Genomic DNA, 18,563 nt, shown 5'->3' with positions numbered 1-18,563 from the left:
TCAGACGGTGGCAGGTGCCGCGCGGCGCACGCGGTACAGCGCGGTGAGTATCAGACCGGCGGCCACGAAGCAGGCCAATACGTACAGGCCGCTCCCGAGCGTGACGCCGTTCTCGACGACGGCGCCCAGCCAGAACACGGCCATCGCACCCAGGTAGACGGCGGGATAGAAACGGGCGAAGGGGGCGAGAGGCTCTGCGGTGCCCCGGTGCCGGACGAAGATCCAGGTTCCCGCCACCCACAGCAGCGCCAGCTCGACGGCGAGAATCCAAGCTTGCGCGGTCACGTTGCCGCCGAAGAGGCTCGACGGGAGCCCGGCGATCACCATGCTCAGCGGCGTCAGGACCCCGGCCACCACGATGCGCGCCACCAGCGACCAGCCGCGCCTCGAACCACCGGCGAGCCGCACCACCAGATAGGTCATGGCGCCCATCGAGACGGAGGCGAAGAGCAGCATGCTGGTCATGGGCACGGAATCCAGCGCCGGATGATTGACGATCCGGTTGTTCCCGTTCCAGGCCCACCACTTCAGCTGCGGACCGAGGTGGTCGAAAACCTCGTAGAACAGCTGGCACGCGAAGGCGACCGCCACCGACCCGGCCAGCGCGCCCCTCGCGCGGAAGATCCCCAGCGACCGGACGAGCTCGTAGGCGAGCTGGCTGATCATCGGATAGAACGCCACGATGTAGAGCGGCAGCCGGTCCCACATGAACTGCACGGTGAACCGGTTGTGGGCGAAGATGAATCCGTACTGCCGCTCGAGGCCGAACCATTCCGGGAAGTACAGCGGCGGTTCGATGACGAAGAGGTAGACCAGCGAAGCGCACCACAGCGCCAAATTCACCGAGTCACCCTGCCGATGACGGCGGACCGCGTGCACCAGCGCGAACACGGCTCCGCCGAGGACGAGCAGTTCCAGCAACGGCATCGTCCAGTGCCCCGCCGTCCACGGTGGACGGATCGAGAGCCAGGCGGACACGTCGTGGCAGTCGAAACCGAGGTCGCGCGTGACGGCTTCCGCGTCCGCCCCGCAGACGGCGCTCATCGGGCGACCGCCGGTTCGGCGCTGCCTTCCGGTGAATAGTCCGTGACCGGTGGCTCGGCGCGGGCGTCGAAGTCGAACGGGATCCGGTGCCGCCCCAGCGCCGCCCGGATCCGGTAGCGCACGAGGCCCGCGATCACCCTCGGGTTCGTCATCATGTCGCGCAGCGACTCGTCGAGATTGAACACCTTCGCGAAATGCTCGTCGACCACGTCGTCTTCGCGAGCGGCGCCGACGATGAGCCGGAACGCGGGGCCGGACACCGCCGAGAGCAGGCGTCGCTTCCACTCCCCCGCCTTCTCGGTGCCCACCGCGCAGGCGTAGCCCTGATCCCTCGCCATCGCCAGGCTCCACGGCACGGTGAGCAGCTTCCGTTGAGCCGCGAGGAATCGTGCGGAGAAATCGGTGTCGAGACGCTCGGCGCGGCCGAGATGCTCGCGCAGCAGCAGCGCCGAACCGGCGGCGGAACTGATGCCCTGCGCGTAGAACGGGTTGAACGCGCAGATCGAGTCGCCGACGAACGCCAGCCGTTTCGGCGGGGTGCGGAGCCGGTCGTAGCGCCGCCATTTGTTGCCGGTCGAGCGGGTGAGGTGCACCTCCGAGGTCGGCGTGGACCGGTCCATGGCGGCCGCGAACAGCGGCGCCCGCACCCGGCGGGCCGACTCGACGAACGCCTCGGTGGTGCGTGGCATCTCGATGCCCCACGAACCCATGCACGCGATGACCCGGTTGCCCTCGATCGGGAAGAAGTTCACCAGGAACTCGTGCTCGTCCGGATGCGGGCCTTTGTCGGGCGTCGGCATGATCACCAGATGGCGCCACCACCAGGACGGCGGGCGCTCCTCGGGGGACGGCAGGTCGTACCAGCGTGAGGTGTAGGTGACCTTGGCGTCGAGGGTCCGCACTTCGGGTTCCGGCCAGCCTGCCGCCACCAGCCACGCGCCGACCGAGGAACCGCGGCCCATCGCGTCCACCACGAAGTCGGCGTCGGCGTGCTCCTCTCCGTCGCGCGTGGAGATGCCGACGCCCGTGACGGCGCCATCCCGGGTCGTCAGCCCGCTGACCGCGACGCCCTCACGGATCACGACGTTCGACAGCCCGCGGACCTTGTCCCGGAGTACGCGCTCGATGAGGATCCGGGAGCTGTAGATCATCGTCATCGCGCTGCGTTTCCGCGCCGACCAGCCCTTCCCGTCGAGGTAGGCGGCGTCCATCGACGGCATGAGATGCAGTCCGCCGGCGGCGATGAGGTCGTCCTCGAAGCCGGGGAACAGCGCCCCCGATCGCGCGGCGGCCCGAGTTCAGGAGGAAATGCGGGTGTTTGCTCTGCGGTACCCCGCGCCGGTGTTCGGCCTCGGCCGGAAGCTCGTCGCGTTCGAGCACCAGCACGCGGTCGAAGTACGGGGCGAGCGCGCCCGCGGTGCAGAGTCCGGCGGCGCTGCCACCGAGGACGACGGCGGTCTTGCCGAGTCGCATATGACCAACTCCCAGCGTCATTCATACAGTTTGACAACGCCTGTATGAATGTATGAACGACGCCGAGGGCTGTCAAGGTGGTCGTGGCACGCGGTCGTCACCTTGAGCCTCGGTAGCACGACAGCCTTCCCCAGTACATGAAGGCCCCCTTCCTGTACCTAGGCGCAAGGAAGGGGGCCTTCATGTACCTCACGACCACAGCGGCGCTGGACGTCCCGGCATCGGATTTCAGGTTGCGTCCTGGCCTTTGTCGGCAGGTTGTGCTGAAGTCGGAACTCGCGTGTGCAGAGCCGTCACTCGCGTGATTAGAGGCGTAACTCGCGTGATTGGAGGCGCATCACGCGAGTTCGGGTGAAGGCTCGACCCCTCGAGGTCCGAGCAGCAGGCCGCCGACGGTCGCCGCACCGGCGCTGCCGAGCGCGATCCCCCAGCCGACCGGTCCGAGCGGTGTGCACCCGAAGAACCGGCTGACCCCGGGGGTCTGGACCAGGATCGCGAGCAGGGCGGCGGAGCCCAGGCCCGCGGCGAGGACGGTGCGATCGCGGCCACCGACGGCCAGCGTCTGCCCGAGCTGGGTACCGATCAGGGAGACGAGCGCGATCGTGCTCGCGCGCCGGTGCCTGCCGGTCAGCCTCGCGAGGGTCCACGCCGTGGACGCGCCCAGTGTCGTGGTCACCGCGCGCGTGGTGATGTCGCGCCGGAGAGCGTTGCCGAGTGACGCGCTGGGCCCCTCGCGCAGCAGCTCCGGCACGGACTCGCCGTCCGGCCTGCTCAACGCGATCGCCAGAGCGGGCGCCAGGTCGGTGAGGAGGTTCATCAGCAGCAACTGGCGGGCGGTGAGCGGCGAGCGTCCGGTGACGACCGAACCGAGCACGGTGAAGGCGATCTCGCCCAGGTTCCCGCCGAGCAGGATGCCGAGCGCCTCGCGGACCGACGCCCACATCGCCCGGCCTTCCACCAGCGCGGCGACGATCGTCTCCAGCCGGTCGTCGGTCACCACGAGGTCCGCGGCCGCCCTCGCCGCGGCCGTACCCCGCTGCCCGAGCGCGATCCCGACGTCCGCGAGCCGGATGGCGGGAGCGTCGTTGGCGCCGTCGCCGGTCATCGCGACGACCCGGCCGCCGCGTTGGTACGCCTGGATGATCCGGACCTTCTGCGCCGGGCTGCACCGGGCGATCACGTCGACGTCGGCGAGTTCCCGATCGAGCTCCTCGTCGTCGAGTTCCTCGATCCTCGCGCCGGTGAGCACCTTGGTGTCGCCGTTGCGGCCGGTGATCTCCTCGGAGACGGCCTCGCCGGTGGCCGGATGATCGCCGGTGATCATCACCGTGCGCACCCCGGCCTCACGCAACCGTTCGGCCGCCGGCGCGGCACTGTCCCGCACCGGATCCGCCAAGGCGACGAAGCCGAGCAACCGGAGGTCGTCGACGTCTTCCTCGGAAAGGTCCTTTGTGGACACGGTCTTCTCGGCGACGGCGAGGACGCGGTGCCCGGCGGCGGCCAGGCGTCCGACCCGCTTCTCCAGCCTGCTCCGGGTGCCCGCACCCATCGGCCGGTCGCCGTGCCGGGTGCACCGGGGAAGGACGGTCTCCGGTGCACCCTTGACACACATCAGGTACCGCTTGCCGAGTTTCCCGTTGGTGGCGTGGAATCCCCGTGATGGCTCGAACGGGACGGCGCCCGTCTTCTCCCAGCCGCCGGCGTCCACGCCCGCGGCGATACCTCCTTCGAGCACGGCCTGATCCGTGTGATGCGGCAGTTCCTCGGGGTTCTCCGCCCGAGGCGTCGCGCGGACGGCCGCCGCCAGCACCGCTTCGTGGCTCTTCCGCAGCTTGCCCACCGCGGCCGTGGTCCTGCCGTCGTCGATCCGGCTGACGCTGAGCTTGCCTTCGGTGAGGGTGCCGGTCTTGTCGAAACAGAGGACGTCGACCCGCCCGAGCGCTTCGATGGTGCGCGGATTGCGGACGAGTGCGCCGTGTTCGGCGAGCCGGCGGGCGGCCGCCAGCTGCGCCGCGTTCACCAGGAACGGCAGGCCTTCCGGCACCGACGCGACCGCGAGGTTCACCGCCGCCCCGACGCTTTGCCGCAGCGGTACGCCACGGACGAGCCCGGCGCCTGCGACGGCGAGCGCCGAACCGACCGCGACCGGCATGGCCTGTTTCGTGAGCGACGCGAGCCGCGCTTCGACGCCGGTCTCCGGAGCGGCGCCTCGTGCGGCGGCCAATCCTCGTCCGACCTCCGTCTCGTCCCCGGTCGCCACGACGACGGCGGACACCTTGCCCGCGGCGACCGTGGTGCCCTCGTACAGCATCGACGCGCGCTCGGCGAGTTCCGCGGCCACGACCGGCGCCGGGGTCTTCGGCACCGGCAACGACTCCCCCGTCAGCGAGGACTCGTCGAGTTCCGCGCCGGTCGCTTCGAGCACCCGGCAGTCCGCGGGCACGACGTCGCCGGACCGCAGCGACACGACGTCACCCCGCACCAGCGCGTCGGCGACGATCTGCCGCTCGGCGCCATCGCGCACGACGGTGGTCACCGTCGCGGACCGTTCGAACAGCCCGGCCAGCGCGCGGTCGGTGTGCACCTGCTGCACGCTGCCGATCAGCGCGGACACCCCGACGATCCCGGCGACCAGCGCGGCGTCGACCGGAGAGCCCACCGCGGCCGAAACCGCCGCGCCACCGGCAAGCACCGGGGTCAGCGGGTTGGCGAGCTCCGCCATGAACGCCTTCGCGATGCTCGTCCCGGCGTTTCCTTCGCCACCCGCGCGATCGGCGGGCGCCCGCCGCCGGGCTTCGCGCTCGTCCAGACCACGCGGGCCCGTATCGAGCCGGTCGAGCACGACGTCCGGCGGCATCAGGTGCCACGGCGGCACGACACGGCCCGAGGGCGCGCCCTTCCGCTCGCCGGTGAGTGTGCGAGCGCGCCAGATCCCGTCGCCGAAGGCCATGAGCGCCCCGGCGTTCACCGCGCGAAGGCCGCTCGCGGCGGGCCTGCGCCGGGCGCTGAGCGCGGTCACACCACCGATTCCACTGGCCGCGGTCGCGAGCATCGTCGAGTCACGGACGACCGCCTTGGCGGCGGTGATCGCCTCGACGAGCAGGACGGCCGTGCCGACGTCGCGGCCGATCAGCACATGTGCGCCCCACGGCGGCGGGGTCCCGTCTTCGTGTACGCCGACTCCGCAGTCGGAAGCCCCCAGCGCCCGGCGATCGTCGGAGATCAGCATGACCACACGTCCGCACGCCTGGAGTTCGCGGACGGCGTCGAGCACCACCTCACCGTCGGTCTGGACCACCCGCACCCCCGCAGCCTCGGCCGCGGAAGCCACCGTGTCCACGTCGGGTGAGCGCTCCTGCGCGACGGCGAGCAGGCCCGCCGGCCGCCCGTCACGGACCAGCCCCAGCACCATCTCGGCACCCTGGTCCAGCATCCGCTGCCGTTCGGGGAATCCCTCGCCACCGTCCAGATCTTCGACCGGGCCGAGCGTCCACTCGCCGTCGCGCCGGACCACCTCGGGTTTCTCCGGGTCGAACAGGGCGAAAGCGGCGGCCGTCAGGTCCACCGGGTCACCACCGGGCAAGGGGACCAGATCACTGAGCACGTTCGCCCCCGCACCGAGCGCCGAGGTGTCGATGACGACCGTGTCGAGCAGGTCGAGCCCGCGCAACACGGACCGGTCCATCACCAGCGCACCGCGCCTGGCCAGGACCTGGCCCAGTTGGGCGGAAAAGGCGGCCGCGCCGTTGGACGGGGCCTTGGGCAACGCGGAGATCCCGACCGCGGCGGCGCGCCTCGGGCCGACGAACGGCAGGGTCGCCGCGGCGGCCGCGGCTCCGGCGGCGATGGACCGGCGCGCGTGACGATCGGCGGCACTTTCCGGAAGCGGCCACGGCCGTTCGCTCACCACCGACTCCGCGCCGGCGTGTTCGCGCTGGCTGACCAGCCTTGACTCGGCCTCGCACCAGGCGCGCTGGTGCGCCTTGGCCTCCCGCCATTGGGTGCCGCGGACCAGGATGTCCAGCACCGTTCCCTCGCTGCGCGCGGCAAGGCCGTGGACGAGCGCCGCCCCGATGGAGGTGGCCGAATCCGCCCTCTCCCGCCCGCGCAGTTTCCGGTCCGCCAAGGCACGCAACCGCGGGTGCAGGTCGACGAGTGACGCCAGCGCTGCGACCTCCGTCGGCAACGGAGCCCACGGCATCACCTTCGAAGCCACCGAAAGCATCAGGCCCGCGGCGTCCGCGGCGAGCGTGGACGGCAGCCGGGTCGCGGTGGTGCCGTCCGCCGGATGATGGAGTTCCTCCTCCTCGACCCGCTCGGCTTCGGAAGCGGGCTCCGCCTCGGCTCGCTCGACCGCGCGGATCAGGTCCAGACGCCGTGGTTCCGGGTCTCCGACCGCGACGACCACCCGGGACGTCGGCGCGTTCACCTGCGCCCATCGCACGCCGGGGATCTTCTCCAGGGCTCGTTCCACCTGCCGGGCGACGCGGGCGCCGTCGGGTCCCTTCACCCCGTGGGTCTCGATGTAGAGCCTGCCGGGACACGACCAGACCGCTCGCCGCGGTCCGCGTCCCGGGATCCCCTCCAGCGGAAGAAGTGCCAGCCCGGCCAGCCCCCGGGCGACCCGCCCCAGCGTCCGCGACGGTTTGGGGAAGGCGACACCCAGCACGTCCACGGTCTCCAGGTCCGTCCGCCGCATGCGGCATCCTCCTCGCGCTCGGTGCCTTGTGGATCTCACCGGGTACCCGCGCGCCGGAGCGTCGAATCCCCTTTCCCCCTCAAGAGGTGACGGAGTCGATCAACCGGTTGTACCGGAGCCTCAGCGCGCGTTCGAGGGCGGAGAGGAATCCCGCCACCGTGAGAGTGATCTTCGCCCACTGGGGCAGCGGGACCGGCGAAGTGAACGTGCCGACATGTTCGGCGACGACGGGGATCTTGGTGACGGCCTCCGCGCCCTGGAGCAGGCCCATGACGAGCGCGATCAGCAGGATCACGAGCGAGACCGCGCCGATCGCGGCACTGGTACGGGGAAACCGCCGTGCGAACCTCGCCCGCAGTCCTTCCTGCGAACGAGGGTGAGGACGCAGGGTGCGCTCGCCGCCGTGGTCGGGGACGAAGTGCATGCGCTTCAGCCCGACCGCGCTGGTGGCGACTTCGATGACCCCTCCCGGCACGGGGAACGCCGCGGGCAGGTTGGACCGGAAGAGCTGGGCGCCGTCCCGGTACAGCGCGGCGGGGCTCTTGCCGACCGCGTCTTCGTGCTGCTTCCGGGTTTTGGCGTCGGCGAGGTACCGGACGTCGACCGCGTAGACGTGTGCTTCGAGATCGAGGAAGAACAGCGAACGGGAGAACAGCTGCCATCGGCGGTACTCGGCCAGCGCGGATCCGTCCCCGGACCTGACCCTGGAGAGCTGCCACCGTCGTTTGAGTTTCTTGACCATCGTCAGGACGTCGCTTCCGGTGGGTTGAGGTCGAGGAGGGCGTTCACGCGCTGCAGGACGTCCAGCTGGGCCGGGTTGTACAGATCCACTACCCCGCGGAGGACGACCGGTCTGGTAAGGGCTTTCCATGTCTTCGCGTCCAGCAATCCGGGCTGGGCTTCGTACTGGTCTCGGGCGACCGGCGCGAGCGCCTCGGCGATGCGCTGCCTCGTCGCTTCGTCGGCGTCCGCGGGCAACTCGTCGAACTCCGTCTGGACGGCGGGCCGGGACGCCGGTTGGAGTTCGCGCAGCGTGGCCATCGTGGCCGGGTCCAGCACGGTCGAAAAGATCATCATCAGCGAACGTTCCTCCTCCGGCATGCCTTCGACGTTCCCGTCGAAGCCCGGTGGCAGGTCCACCAGGCTGCGGCCGCGCAGGATCAACGCCAGCTCGTCGCGCATCCGCTGCTGCCGTTCGATACTCGCCCGCAGTTCCTCGTCCAGCGCGCGCAGCGTCTGCTCCGCGCGCTCGTCCGAGTCCGCCATCGCCGGGATCTCGGACAGCGGCACACCCAGGTCCACCAGCCGCCGGATCCGCAGCAACCGGACCAGATGCTCGACGCGGTATCTCTTATAGCCGTTGTGCGCTCTTTCCGGCTCGTCGAGCAACCCGATCCGGTGGTAGTAGCGGACGGTCTTCAGCGTCGTGCCGGCCAGTTCCGCCAGCTCCCGTGTGCTCCAGGACATCCTCCGCATTGGACACCGTGCCCCTGGGGCATGGTCAAGCGACTTGACCATGCCCCGAGGGCACGGCCTCGAATACACCCGTCGGTGATCACACCAAGATCGGGGAAAGATGATGAGACGGAAGCGAGTCGTGGCCCTGGCGGTCCTCCTCGGCCTCACGGCGCCGCTGTTCACGGCGCCCGCCGGGGCGGCCGAACCCGCGCCGGGCCTGGCGTGGGCCGCGTGTCCCGAGGACGTGGAGATACCCGCGGGCATCGTGCTGCAGTGCGCGACGGTGCCGGTTCCCCTGGACTACCGGATGCCGGAGGGCGAGCAGATCGACGTCGTGATCTCGCGGCTGGCCAGCACGAAACCGGCGGCGCGGCGAGGGGTGCTCATGCTGAACCCGGGCGGTCCGGGTGGGCCGGGGTTGTCGTTCCCCGCTGACCTGGCTTCGCACGGCATGCCCGCGAGCGTCCTCGACGGCTACGACGTGATCGGCATGGACACCAGGGGCATCGGGCACTCGACGCCGGTGAGCTGCGGATTCACGGCCGAGCAGGAGTATCTGGGCAACATCCCGCCGTACGCGGTGGACGAAGCGGCGGTCGCCGAACAGGCGAAGATCGCGAAAGGCGTGGCCGCACAATGTGCCGCGAACGACAAGGACGGCAGGCTACGGCACATCTCCACGGCGAACATGGCGAGGGACCTCGACCGGATCCGAGCCGCGCTCGGCGAAGAAAAGGCCAGCTTCCTGGGGTATTCGTACGGGTCCGCGCTCGGTGCGGCGTACGCGTCGATGTTCCCCGAGAAGTCCGACCGGGTTGTGCTCGACAGCAACATCGGTGACACCCACCTCGACCGCGACGGGATGCGCAGGTTCGGGCTCGGCGCCGAGGAGACCTTCCCGGACTTCGCGAAGTGGGTGGCGGCACGGCACGAGTCATACGGTCTCGGCCAGACGGTCACCGAAGTGCGCAGGACGTACTTCGCGCTCGCGGAGAAGCTCGACAAGACCGCGGTGAACGGCCTCGACGGGCGGTTGTTCCGGCTGGCCACCTTCGCCGGCCTTTACGGGAAGACGAGATACGGGCAGACGGCGCAGTGGTGGCAGTCGGTCCGTGACGGCGACAAGGCCGCGGCGCAGCGCGTCGCCGCCGAAGCGAAGCGCCTGTCCCTGGCGGCCACGCCGTCGCCGGCGGACAACGGGTGGTCGGTGTTCCTCGCGGTGACCTGCAACGACGTCACGTGGCCCTCGGATGTGCGCACTTATCAGCGTGGCGTGGCCGAGGATCGGGAGCGGTACCCGCTCTACGGCGCCGCGGGAGCGAACATCCTGCCGTGCGCGTCCTGGCCTTACGCGCCGGCCGAACCGCCGGTGGCGGTCAAGGACAAGGGGCCGGCGAACGTGCTGGTCGTCCAGAACCGGCGAGACCCGGTGACCCCTCTGCGGGGCGGGCAACTGCTCGACGAGAAGTTCGGGGACCGGTCGCGGCTGGTGACCGTCGAAGGCAGTGGCCACGGCGTGTACGTCCTCGGCGACAACGCCTGCGCGCTGAACACCACGACGAACTTCCTGATCTCCGGGAAGCTGCCGAAGCGTGACGTGTTCTGCCCGTGATCGACCGGCGGAGGGCCCAGGCGCGGTACTGGGCCCTCTTGCTCCGGGCATGCGAAGCGCGGTAAAAACGCGTAACACCGGAGCGGGTTCGGAAAAAGGACTTTCCGGCGAAGCCTTTCAACGAGAAGCGCCCGAAGCCAATAGGATGAACAGGCGCCGGTACGTCACCCGGTGAGAACCGGAGGAAAACGAACCCATCGGATCATCCTCCCCAAGGTTCCCCGTCGACACAACCGGATCCGGCCTTCCACGGCTCCTGTGCGACGCGTGGGTAATTTGTATCCCCGTTCCGCCGTCCGGCCCAAATCCGGCCACCTCGCGGTGTGACTTTCTCTGTTGTCACCCGATTGCTGGTCCTCACCCGCGTGGAGAAGCGGGAAGATCCATGCCGGACCGCGACGAAAGAGGATTCGGCGAAAATGAGTACCGACGTCGCCGCGGCGATCGGTTCGAAGGATCGCCCGAGCGGCCGAAAGTGTTCTTGGCGCATGCGGGCGCCGCCGGAAGACCCGGCCCGGACCGACCGCACGGCCCGGGGCCACCCCGGGCGCCCGTCAAAGACCCCAAGGGGAACCATGAACCGCGTCACCACGCTCGTAGTAGACGATCAACCCCTCATCAGATACGCGCTCAGCAGGCTGTTGCGGGATTCGGCCGGGGTGGAGGCGGTGACCGAGGCCGCGAGTGAGCCGGAAGCGTTGTGGCAGTGTGAAAAGAGCCACCCCGACATGGTCATCACCGAGCTCTCGATCTGGGGTGAGCCCGCCGGCACCGCGATCTGCCGGTTCGTCAAGAAGCATTTCGAGCGCGCGACCGTCCTGGTCTTCGCCGGTGACGCCTCGCCATCGGCCATCGCCATGGCGATGAACGCGGGCGCCGACAGCTTCGTGCACAAGTCGGCCAGCGGCGGCCAGGTGATGTCGGCGGTGCGTTCCACGCTCGCCGGACAGCGGGTATGCCTGCAGGCGGGCGGAACCCCGCCCGCGGTGACCGAAGCCGTGCGGTACGCGAGGGTGATGACCAGACGGGAGGAGGAGATCCTCGCGCTGATCCTCTACCGGTGGTCGAACGACGAGATCGCCGAAGAACTGCACCTCGCGACGCAGACGGTGAAGAACTACGTCAGCCGGATCCTCCAGAAACTGGGTTTCGGCAGCCGACGGGACCTGTTCCGGGCGCTGCGATTCCGGCCGGGCGGCAACGCGCTGCCACGGCTGGAAACACCCTCACACGAGGGCGAACCGTGCACCGCGGACCGGCTGGCCGGGTATCGCGCCTAGGCCGGCCGGGTGGGCGGCGTACCGGAAGTACCGTGACCGGAGCAGGTTCGGTACCCACCGGGTCCTGCGACACCGAGATCGTTTTTCTAGCGTTGAAGGCATGACGAAGCAAGGCTTCCCGTTCCTGATCCTCGCGCTCGCCGGAACCCTCGCCCCGGAGACCGTCCGGGCTTCGTCGGTCAAGATCCACGAGGTGCTCGGCGGCCCGGCCGGCTACATCGACCTGCACAACACGGGTGCCGGCCCGCTCGACATCGGCGGTTGGTCGGTCCAGGCGTGCACCGGCGGAGCCACGCCCACCGAGCTGGCCACCATGCCGGCAGGCAGCGAGATCCCCGCCGGGGACCATTTTTTCATCACCGGACAGGGCTTCGGCGGGACCGTGCAGCAAGTGGTCGTCGAGTCGATCACCGGGGACGGCGAGATGCTGCTGGACCGGCGAGGGGCCCGGGTCGACAGCGTCGGGTGGGCACCGTCGTCACCCTGCCGCGAGAACCAGGCCGCCGTCGCCTGTCCCGGTCTCGCTCAGGCAAGGAACGCGGCCAGCCGCGACACCGACGACAACAAGGCCGACTTCGGCTGCGTACGACCACTCCCCTGAGCTCCGCTTCCCGACGGTTTCGAATGCCCGTATCAGAAAGGTTCGGTCGTGACCGCGAATGGCGAACACGGGGATCCGACCCCGCTGTGCGAACTACTCGCCGGACAACGAATCGCGAAAGGCTGGTCACAGTGCGACCTGGTCGCGAAGCTGCATAACCGCTCCGGCAACGACAGCGTCACACGAGAAGAGATTTCCCGCTGGGAGCGAGGTAAACGCATTCCCGGCCCCTATTGGCGGCAGCGACTCAGCGACGTATTGGGCACGCCCAACCGTGAGCTTGAACTCGCCGCCGCAGTGGCGAGAAGACAGCGCCGGAAAATTATCGACTGACGGGAAAGTACCGAAAAACTGGCCCCTTTCCGAAGACACACCCGTTCTCGGATACTTGTCTGGTCGCCACCGGAGAAAGGATTCCGGACCGGCGATCAGATCCCCGACAATCTGGTTGAAAGGAATTTCTCATGCGACGAATTCTGGGCGCTTCCGCGGTATTCGCGATGCTGGCGATGGGCATGGCCGGCGGTGTCGCGACCGCGGCGAGCGAGACCGAGGGAACCGAGGCCGCGCCGCTCGTCTCGTCCACGGTGGTCGTCAACGAGGTTTCGACCCGCGGCGTGAACGGTCAGCTCGACGAGTACATCGAGCTGCGCAACGTCTCGAACCAGCCGCAGGACGTGAGCGGCCACGTGATCCGCATCTACTCGCCGTCGAACGTCGTGGTCGACACGATCGTCCTACCCGCGGGCACGATCCTGCAGCCGAAGGGCAACCCCGGTCAGTACGCGGTGCTGGTCGGGCAGAACTTCTCCGGCACGGTCGGCGACCAGACGTACGTCATTCCGTTCACGCTGAACGGCGCGGAGGGCATCCCGACCCTCGGTGGCGTCTCGATCCAGAACCTGGCCGGCGCGAAGGTCGACGGTGTCGCCTTCAGCAACGCGGTCATGGCCCCGCGTGAAGGCCAGGCCGCGACTCCGGAGAGCAACGTCACCGATTCGCTCAACGCGGCGAACACCCGCAACATCCTGAGCACCGACACCGACAACAACCGGCAGGACTTCTCCCTGCAGCTGCGTTCCCCGGGTCTGTAAGCCTGGTAGTACCGACCCCTTCCGCCCGGGCCCGGGCCGCCGTCGGCGGCCCGGGCCCTTCCATGGCGGTATCTCGCCAACGGCGACATACCGCCACCGAGAGTTGTGTTCTTCTGGGAACTCCTGCCTCATCCTCTGGAAAATCCCTTTTCGCGGCGGCCGTGCCCACGGCCGCTTCGTAGTATCCGAGGAGAGTGAGGCTCGATGCTTCCCCGTTCCCCTCACGTGCAGAGAAGTCCACGGCACCCATCGGCGATTTTGGCGGCCTCCGCGCTGATCGCCCTTTCCTCACTTCCGGTGACCGCGACCGCCGCGACCGCTGCCCCGTCCGGAACCGCGCCCGTCGCCGGGCGGCCGGAAGTCCATCGCGTCACGTTGCTCACCGGCGACGTGGTGACCTACGAACGGGACGGCGCCGGACACGGCAGCGCACAGGTCGAGCCGGCGGTGCGGCCGGACCGGCCGAGCCCGGCATTCCAGATCACGACCACGGCCGAAGGGCTGATGGTGTATCCGTCGGACACGCTTCCGTTCGTCGGCATGGGATTGCTGAGCCGGGACCTGTTCAACGTCACCGCGCTCGTCGGCGACCGGCGTGACGACGCGGCGAGCGCCACGATCCCCGTCATCGTGCGCTACGGCGACCGATCGGGTCTGTCCGCGCAGTCACTGGACGCGAAGGCGAAGGCGCTCCCGCAGACCCAGCGACCCACCCCGCTCGTCTCGGCCAACGGGGTGGGAGTGCAGGTCAAGAAGGCGGGGACGGCGGAGTTCTGGCGCTCGCTCGTCGCGTTCGACGCAGGCGGGAAACCCGTGTTGAACCAAGGGATTTCGCAGGTCCGGCTGGACAGGAAGGTCCGGGTGGCGCTGGACAAGAGCACCGGTCAGGTGGGTGCGCCGTCGGCGTGGAACGGCGGATGGACCGGAAAGGGGACCACGGTCGCGGTGGTGGACACCGGGATTGACGAGAAGCACCCCGACCTGGCGGGCAAGACGATCACCTCCGCGGATTTCAGCGGAGAAGGCGACGCCGTGGACCGCCATGGGCACGGCACCCACTGCGCGTCGATCATCGCCGGCACCGGCGCGGCGTCGGGCGGCCGGTACAAAGGTGTGGCGCCGGACGCGAAACTGGTGGTGGCCAAGGTTTTCGACGCCTCCGGCGAGGGTGACACCGCACAGGTCATGGCCGGGATCGACTGGGCCGTCGCACAGGGCGCGAAAATCGTGAACCTCAGCCTCGGCGCCGGAGTCAGCGACGGAGCCGACCCGTTGAGCGAGCAGCTCGACACGCTTTCGGCGAAGTCCGGCACGCTGTTCGTGGCCGCGGCCGGGAACTCCGGGCCGGGCGACCGGACTGTCACGACACCGGGGGCAGCGACGTCCGCGCTCACGGTCGGGGCGGTCGGCAGGGACAACTCGATCGCGTGGTTCAGCAGCCGCGGGCCGCGACTGCGGGACGCCGCGGTCAAGCCCGAGATCACCGCGCCGGGTGTCGGGATCGTCGCCGCCAGGGCCGAGGGCACGGCGATGGGCGATCCGGTGGACGACTCGTACACCGCGGCGTCGGGCACTTCGATGGCGACGCCGCACGTCGCGGGCGCCGCCGCGATCCTCCTGCAGCAACGGCCGGGGATCACCTGGCAGGAACTGAAGAACACGCTCGTCACCACGGCCAAAGACGTCGGCCTTCGCTGGTATGAGCAGGGATCCGGGATCCTCGACGTCGCACGTGCGGTCTCGCAGAAGGCGACCGGAACCGCCGTCGCGAGCTTCGGCCGTAACGAGCGGACCACCACCGGCGCGGCTCCGGTCGTACGGCAGCTGTCCTACACGAACGCCGGTGACCGGCCGCTGGCACTGAACCTGAAGCTGACCGTGCGGCCATGGGACGGCAACGCGCAACCCGGCACCGGGATGCGACTGGCGAAAACGGACCTGTCGATCCCGCCAAGGTCCTCTGCCACCGTCGACCTCGCCGTGGATCCGAGCCAAGGGGTGGCCGGCGTCTACGGTGGCGCCGTGGTGGCCACGACCGCGGACGGGGCCAACTCGGTGCGCACGTCCGTGAGCACCTACAACGCGGCCGAGTTGTTCCCGGTGACGATCCGGGTGCGGGATTCGGCGGGCGGCCCGGCTCAGGTCGCGTCGGCCCAGCTGATCGACGACGCGGCCGGTGCGGGTAACCGCAACGACCCCTTCCTCGACCAGGTCAGCCAGCAGATCGGCCTCGTCGACGGGGTCGGCCGCGTGCTCGTGCCGGCCGGCCGTTATTCGGCACTCGGCTGGGTGATGGAACGTGGATTGGCCGTGCGGCGCTGGTCGGCGATGAGCGCGACGCAGGTCTCGGTCACGGCCCCGGCCGAGATCACGCTGAACGCGGCGAGTGCGGTCCCAGCAGGGCTGGTCACGCCCACCCCCACCGACCTGCGGGACCGGACGGTGATGCTGCGGCGCGTGATTCCCGCCGAAGCGGGCGTGAACGGCTACGTCGGTGAAGCCGGGTTGGTCGTGGGTGCGGGTTGGGACGTACGCGTGACCCCCGCGGCGGCCACCTCGGCAGGCGCGATTTCGTTGCAGGACAGCGCGACGCTGTCCCAGGCCGCGGTCGAGATGCGGGTCGTCGGCGGCTCCTCCGTGCTGAATCCCGCGTACGACGTGCCGACGCTGACGGCGAAGTCACCCGGTGAACGAACACTGCCGGTCGTCTTCGGCGGCGCGGGTGGCTCGAGTGACCTCGCCGGTCTCGACGTACGGGGGAAGGCCGTCCTGGTGCGGATCCCGGTCCAAGCCGGGTCGCCGAACCCGGTGGGCGACGTCTCCACCGGTATCGCGAACGCGACACGCGCGGTGGCCGCCGCGGGAGGCGCGGCCATGATCCCCTACGCCGGTTCGCCGGGTTCGCTGAGCGTTCCGGGCCTCAGCAGTTCGGAGGTGCCGACCCTGTCCCTCGGCTGGGACGAAGGCGAGGCCCTGCGGACCGCCGGTGCGGTTTCGGTGCGGTTGCTGGTGCGCGCGAATCCGGACGCGATTTACAACCTCAGCTACCTCGACGCCAACGGTGTGCCGAAGGACCTCGTCCGCCGGGTCGACCGGAACTCCTTGGTCGCCACGAAAACCGGCTATCACGCCGAAAAGCCGGGGCTGAGCGCGCAGAAGAACTGGTACGCCTTCCCGACGGGCCTGTGGAAGACGCAGGTGGTGCAGGGCACGAAGATCCCGGTGCCGGGCACCTGGACCGAGTACACCGGCCCGGCGAACGATCGGCTGGTCTGGAAGCGGGTGGTCACCCTTTCCGGTAACGACGCCGCGGGCCGCCGCGCCGCACTGTCGATGAACGCGCAGAACATCTACCGCGCGGGCGAGCGGTCGAGGCCGGACGAGAGCTGGTTCCGCGCGCCGCTGCACAGCGGGTCGGTCGAACTGCCGTCCGACCATCCGGCCCGCTACCCGGCGACGGCCCGTGGCTGGGCGGTGCTGTGCTCGATGTGCCGAGGCGGCCCGGATCCCGACCTGTTCGTCCCCGCGGCGCAGTGGATGGACGGCTCGGCCGGTGCGGGTTCGGGCGGGCACTACACGAATCCGTACGAGAACGCGCGGTACTTCGCGGCGACCACGGTGCGGTTGTCCAAGGACGGGACCGAGATCCCGCGCTCCAACGCGGACGATCCACTCGCCCTTCTCCCGGTGTTCCGGCTCGCGCCCGGGCCCGCCACGTACCGGCTGGACGTGACCGACGTGATGCCCGGCCAGGCACAGGTCGGTGTCCCGAACGGCGTGCTGTTCCAGAACGCCCCGAGGACGGACACGTCGTGGACGTTCACCTCGGCGCGCTCCGAGGCCGCGTCACCGCTCGGGTTCACCTGCTACGAATCGGGCAGCGCGTGTTCCTTCCAGCCGCTCATCCAGCTCGACAACCGGCTGCCGCTGGATCTCGGCGGCCGTGCCCCGGCCGGGCGGCCGTTCACCTTCGACGTGTTCGCCGGGTCGCACAGCGCCGCGAGGGGCGGCGGGCCGGTGACGCAGCTGCGGGTCTCGGCGTCGACGGACGGCGGACGCACCTGGACGGCGGCGAACGCCCGTCCGAACGGGAACGGCCTGTGGTCGGTGACGGTGACCCACCCGCGGCTCGCGGCGACCGACGGGTTCGTCTGGCTGCGCTCGGACGCACGGGACGGCTCCGGCAACACCGTGACGCAGACGGTCCAGCGGGCCTATGCGCTCACGGACGTGGCGAAGGCGAACCCTCGTCTTCGATGACATCCTCCTCACGCGGCGGCTGGGTCGCAGGCAAGGTGACCCAGCCCCGCGTGGCGACCTGAAGCCCGGCTTGGAACCGGGTGGTCGCGCCGAGCGCGGTCATGAGGTCGCGGAGGCGTCGCTGGAATGTCCGGTAGCTCATGCCGAGCTGCTTGGCGATGCTTCGGTCGGGCAGTCCGGTGGTGAGCAGGGCGAGCAGCCGGGCGTCGTCGGAGGGCGCGACGTCCGCCTGCTCGACCGAGCCGGGCATGTGCAGCGGAAGCCCTGTCTGCCAAAGGAAAGCGAAGACCGCGCTGAGCGCGTCGAGCAGCGCGCACGGGTGGATCACCAAGGCCGTGCCGACCTCGGGGAGATCGGACCGCAGCGGCACCAGTCCGAGTCGCCGGTCGACCACGATCATCTTCAGCGGAGCGGTGGTGACCACGCGGGCCTCCTCGCCGAGGGAGAGACCCGCCTCGATGTCGGAGGTCAGGTCGTGCAGTTCCAGCGCGCTGCGCTCGTAAACCCCGCGAAAACGCACACCCCGGCTCAGGAGGTCGCGTTCGGCGGGATGCAGCACACTCGGCGGTTGTGCGTAGGGAGGCTTGTTGACGAAGGCGACCTCGTGCTCGGCCGAACGCAGCAGCTGATCGGCCCGGTCGGCGATGAGCGTGTTCCCGTGGACCACTTCGATGAGGTCGACCGGGCGTTCGCCGGACGTCGCCCGGTACCGCTCGCGCAACCGGTCGGCGACCAGCCGTGCACTCGCGAGCTCCCGTTCCTTCTGCCGGAGCATCGCCTCCAGCGCGATCTCCGGTCGCACCGCCGAGTATGCCTCCACCGGGCCGGGCAACCCGGTGAGCAACCCTTTTTCGGTCAGCGAGCGCAGAACCGGGAGCAGCCGCGGCTCGGGCATCCCGGTTCGCCGCCCGATTTCGGCGACGGTCATCGAACCGGTACCGGCGAAGGCGTCGTAGACCGCGACGTCGATTTCACTCAGGCCGATGATGTCCAGCACTTCGGCTCCCGCCACGGTCGCTTTCGCCCGACCATACCGCCGGGC

11 protein-coding genes and 1 pseudogene are annotated in these 18,563 nt (G+C 69.7%); 6 read left to right on the top strand and 6 right to left on the bottom strand.

All coding sequences use genetic code 11. The features are described from left to right. From DMH01_RS16320 to DMH01_RS16300, 5 genes and pseudogenes are all read right to left on the bottom strand, one after another. A complete protein-coding gene (locus tag DMH01_RS16320; protein ID WP_125677627.1) occupies positions 1–1,044 on the bottom strand; it encodes a hypothetical protein in 1,044 nt (347 codons plus the stop codon). Beyond that, positions 1,041–2,517 (bottom strand): annotated as a pseudogene (locus tag DMH01_RS16315) (FAD-dependent oxidoreductase). The gene DMH01_RS16320 and the pseudogene DMH01_RS16315 overlap by 4 nt, the downstream one beginning before the upstream one ends. Positions 2,518–2,854: 337 nt before the next feature. Further along, positions 2,855–7,216, bottom strand: a complete 4,362-nt coding sequence (locus DMH01_RS16310) for a cation-translocating P-type ATPase (protein WP_125677625.1) — start codon at positions 7,214–7,216, stop codon at positions 2,855–2,857. A 79-nt stretch (positions 7,217–7,295) separates the two neighbouring features. Then, entirely contained in the window at positions 7,296–7,958 is a 663-nt protein-coding gene (locus DMH01_RS16305) for a hypothetical protein (protein WP_125677623.1), read from the bottom strand. Positions 7,959–7,960: 2 nt separating this feature from the next. Beyond that, positions 7,961–8,683 carry a MerR family transcriptional regulator gene (locus tag DMH01_RS16300; protein ID WP_125677621.1) on the bottom strand — a complete coding sequence of 241 codons (723 nt, stop codon included), beginning with the start codon at positions 8,681–8,683 and terminating at the stop codon, positions 7,961–7,963. Between the two features lie 112 nt (positions 8,684–8,795). Here DMH01_RS16300 and DMH01_RS16295 point away from each other — a divergent pair, with 112 nt between their 5' ends. The 6 genes from DMH01_RS16295 to DMH01_RS16270 all read left to right on the top strand — a co-directional run bounded on the left by DMH01_RS16295 (position 8,796) and on the right by DMH01_RS16270 (position 17,521). Continuing rightward, positions 8,796–10,286 (top strand): alpha/beta hydrolase, encoded by a 1,491-nt coding sequence (locus DMH01_RS16295; RefSeq protein WP_125677619.1) that lies wholly within the window; start codon positions 8,796–8,798, stop codon positions 10,284–10,286. A gap of 575 nt (positions 10,287–10,861) precedes the next feature. Continuing rightward, positions 10,862–11,566, top strand: a complete 705-nt coding sequence (locus tag DMH01_RS16290) for a response regulator transcription factor (RefSeq protein ID WP_125677617.1) — start codon at positions 10,862–10,864, stop codon at positions 11,564–11,566. A gap of 100 nt (positions 11,567–11,666) precedes the next feature. After that, a complete protein-coding gene (locus tag DMH01_RS16285) occupies positions 11,667–12,167 on the top strand; it encodes a lamin tail domain-containing protein (protein ID WP_125677615.1) in 501 nt (166 codons plus the stop codon). A 48-nt stretch (positions 12,168–12,215) separates the two neighbouring features. Further along, positions 12,216–12,500 carry a helix-turn-helix transcriptional regulator gene (locus tag DMH01_RS16280; RefSeq protein ID WP_125677613.1) on the top strand — a complete coding sequence of 95 codons (285 nt, stop codon included), beginning with the start codon at positions 12,216–12,218 and terminating at the stop codon, positions 12,498–12,500. A gap of 131 nt (positions 12,501–12,631) precedes the next feature. Next, a complete protein-coding gene (locus tag DMH01_RS16275) occupies positions 12,632–13,261 on the top strand; it encodes a lamin tail domain-containing protein (RefSeq protein ID WP_125677611.1) in 630 nt (209 codons plus the stop codon). A gap of 297 nt (positions 13,262–13,558) precedes the next feature. Further along, the gene (locus DMH01_RS16270) at positions 13,559–17,521 is read left to right on the top strand and encodes a S8 family peptidase (RefSeq protein ID WP_233621549.1); all 3,963 of its coding nucleotides are present in this window, start codon (positions 13,559–13,561) and stop codon (positions 17,519–17,521) included. On the opposite strand, the gene DMH01_RS16265 is transcribed toward DMH01_RS16270, so the two are convergent. Beyond that, positions 17,484–18,518, bottom strand: a complete 1,035-nt coding sequence (locus tag DMH01_RS16265; RefSeq protein ID WP_125677607.1) for a helix-turn-helix domain-containing protein — start codon at positions 18,516–18,518, stop codon at positions 17,484–17,486. The two genes, DMH01_RS16270 and DMH01_RS16265, sit on opposite strands and share 38 nt — an antisense overlap. Positions 18,519–18,563 lie beyond the last annotated feature (45 nt).

The sequence above is a fragment of the Amycolatopsis sp. WAC 04182 genome (assembly GCF_003947465.1).
GTDB lineage: Bacteria > Actinomycetota > Actinomycetes > Mycobacteriales > Pseudonocardiaceae > Amycolatopsis.
The sequence above is the reverse complement of the archived record's forward strand: the minus strand, read 5'-3'. Positions and strand labels throughout refer to the sequence as shown.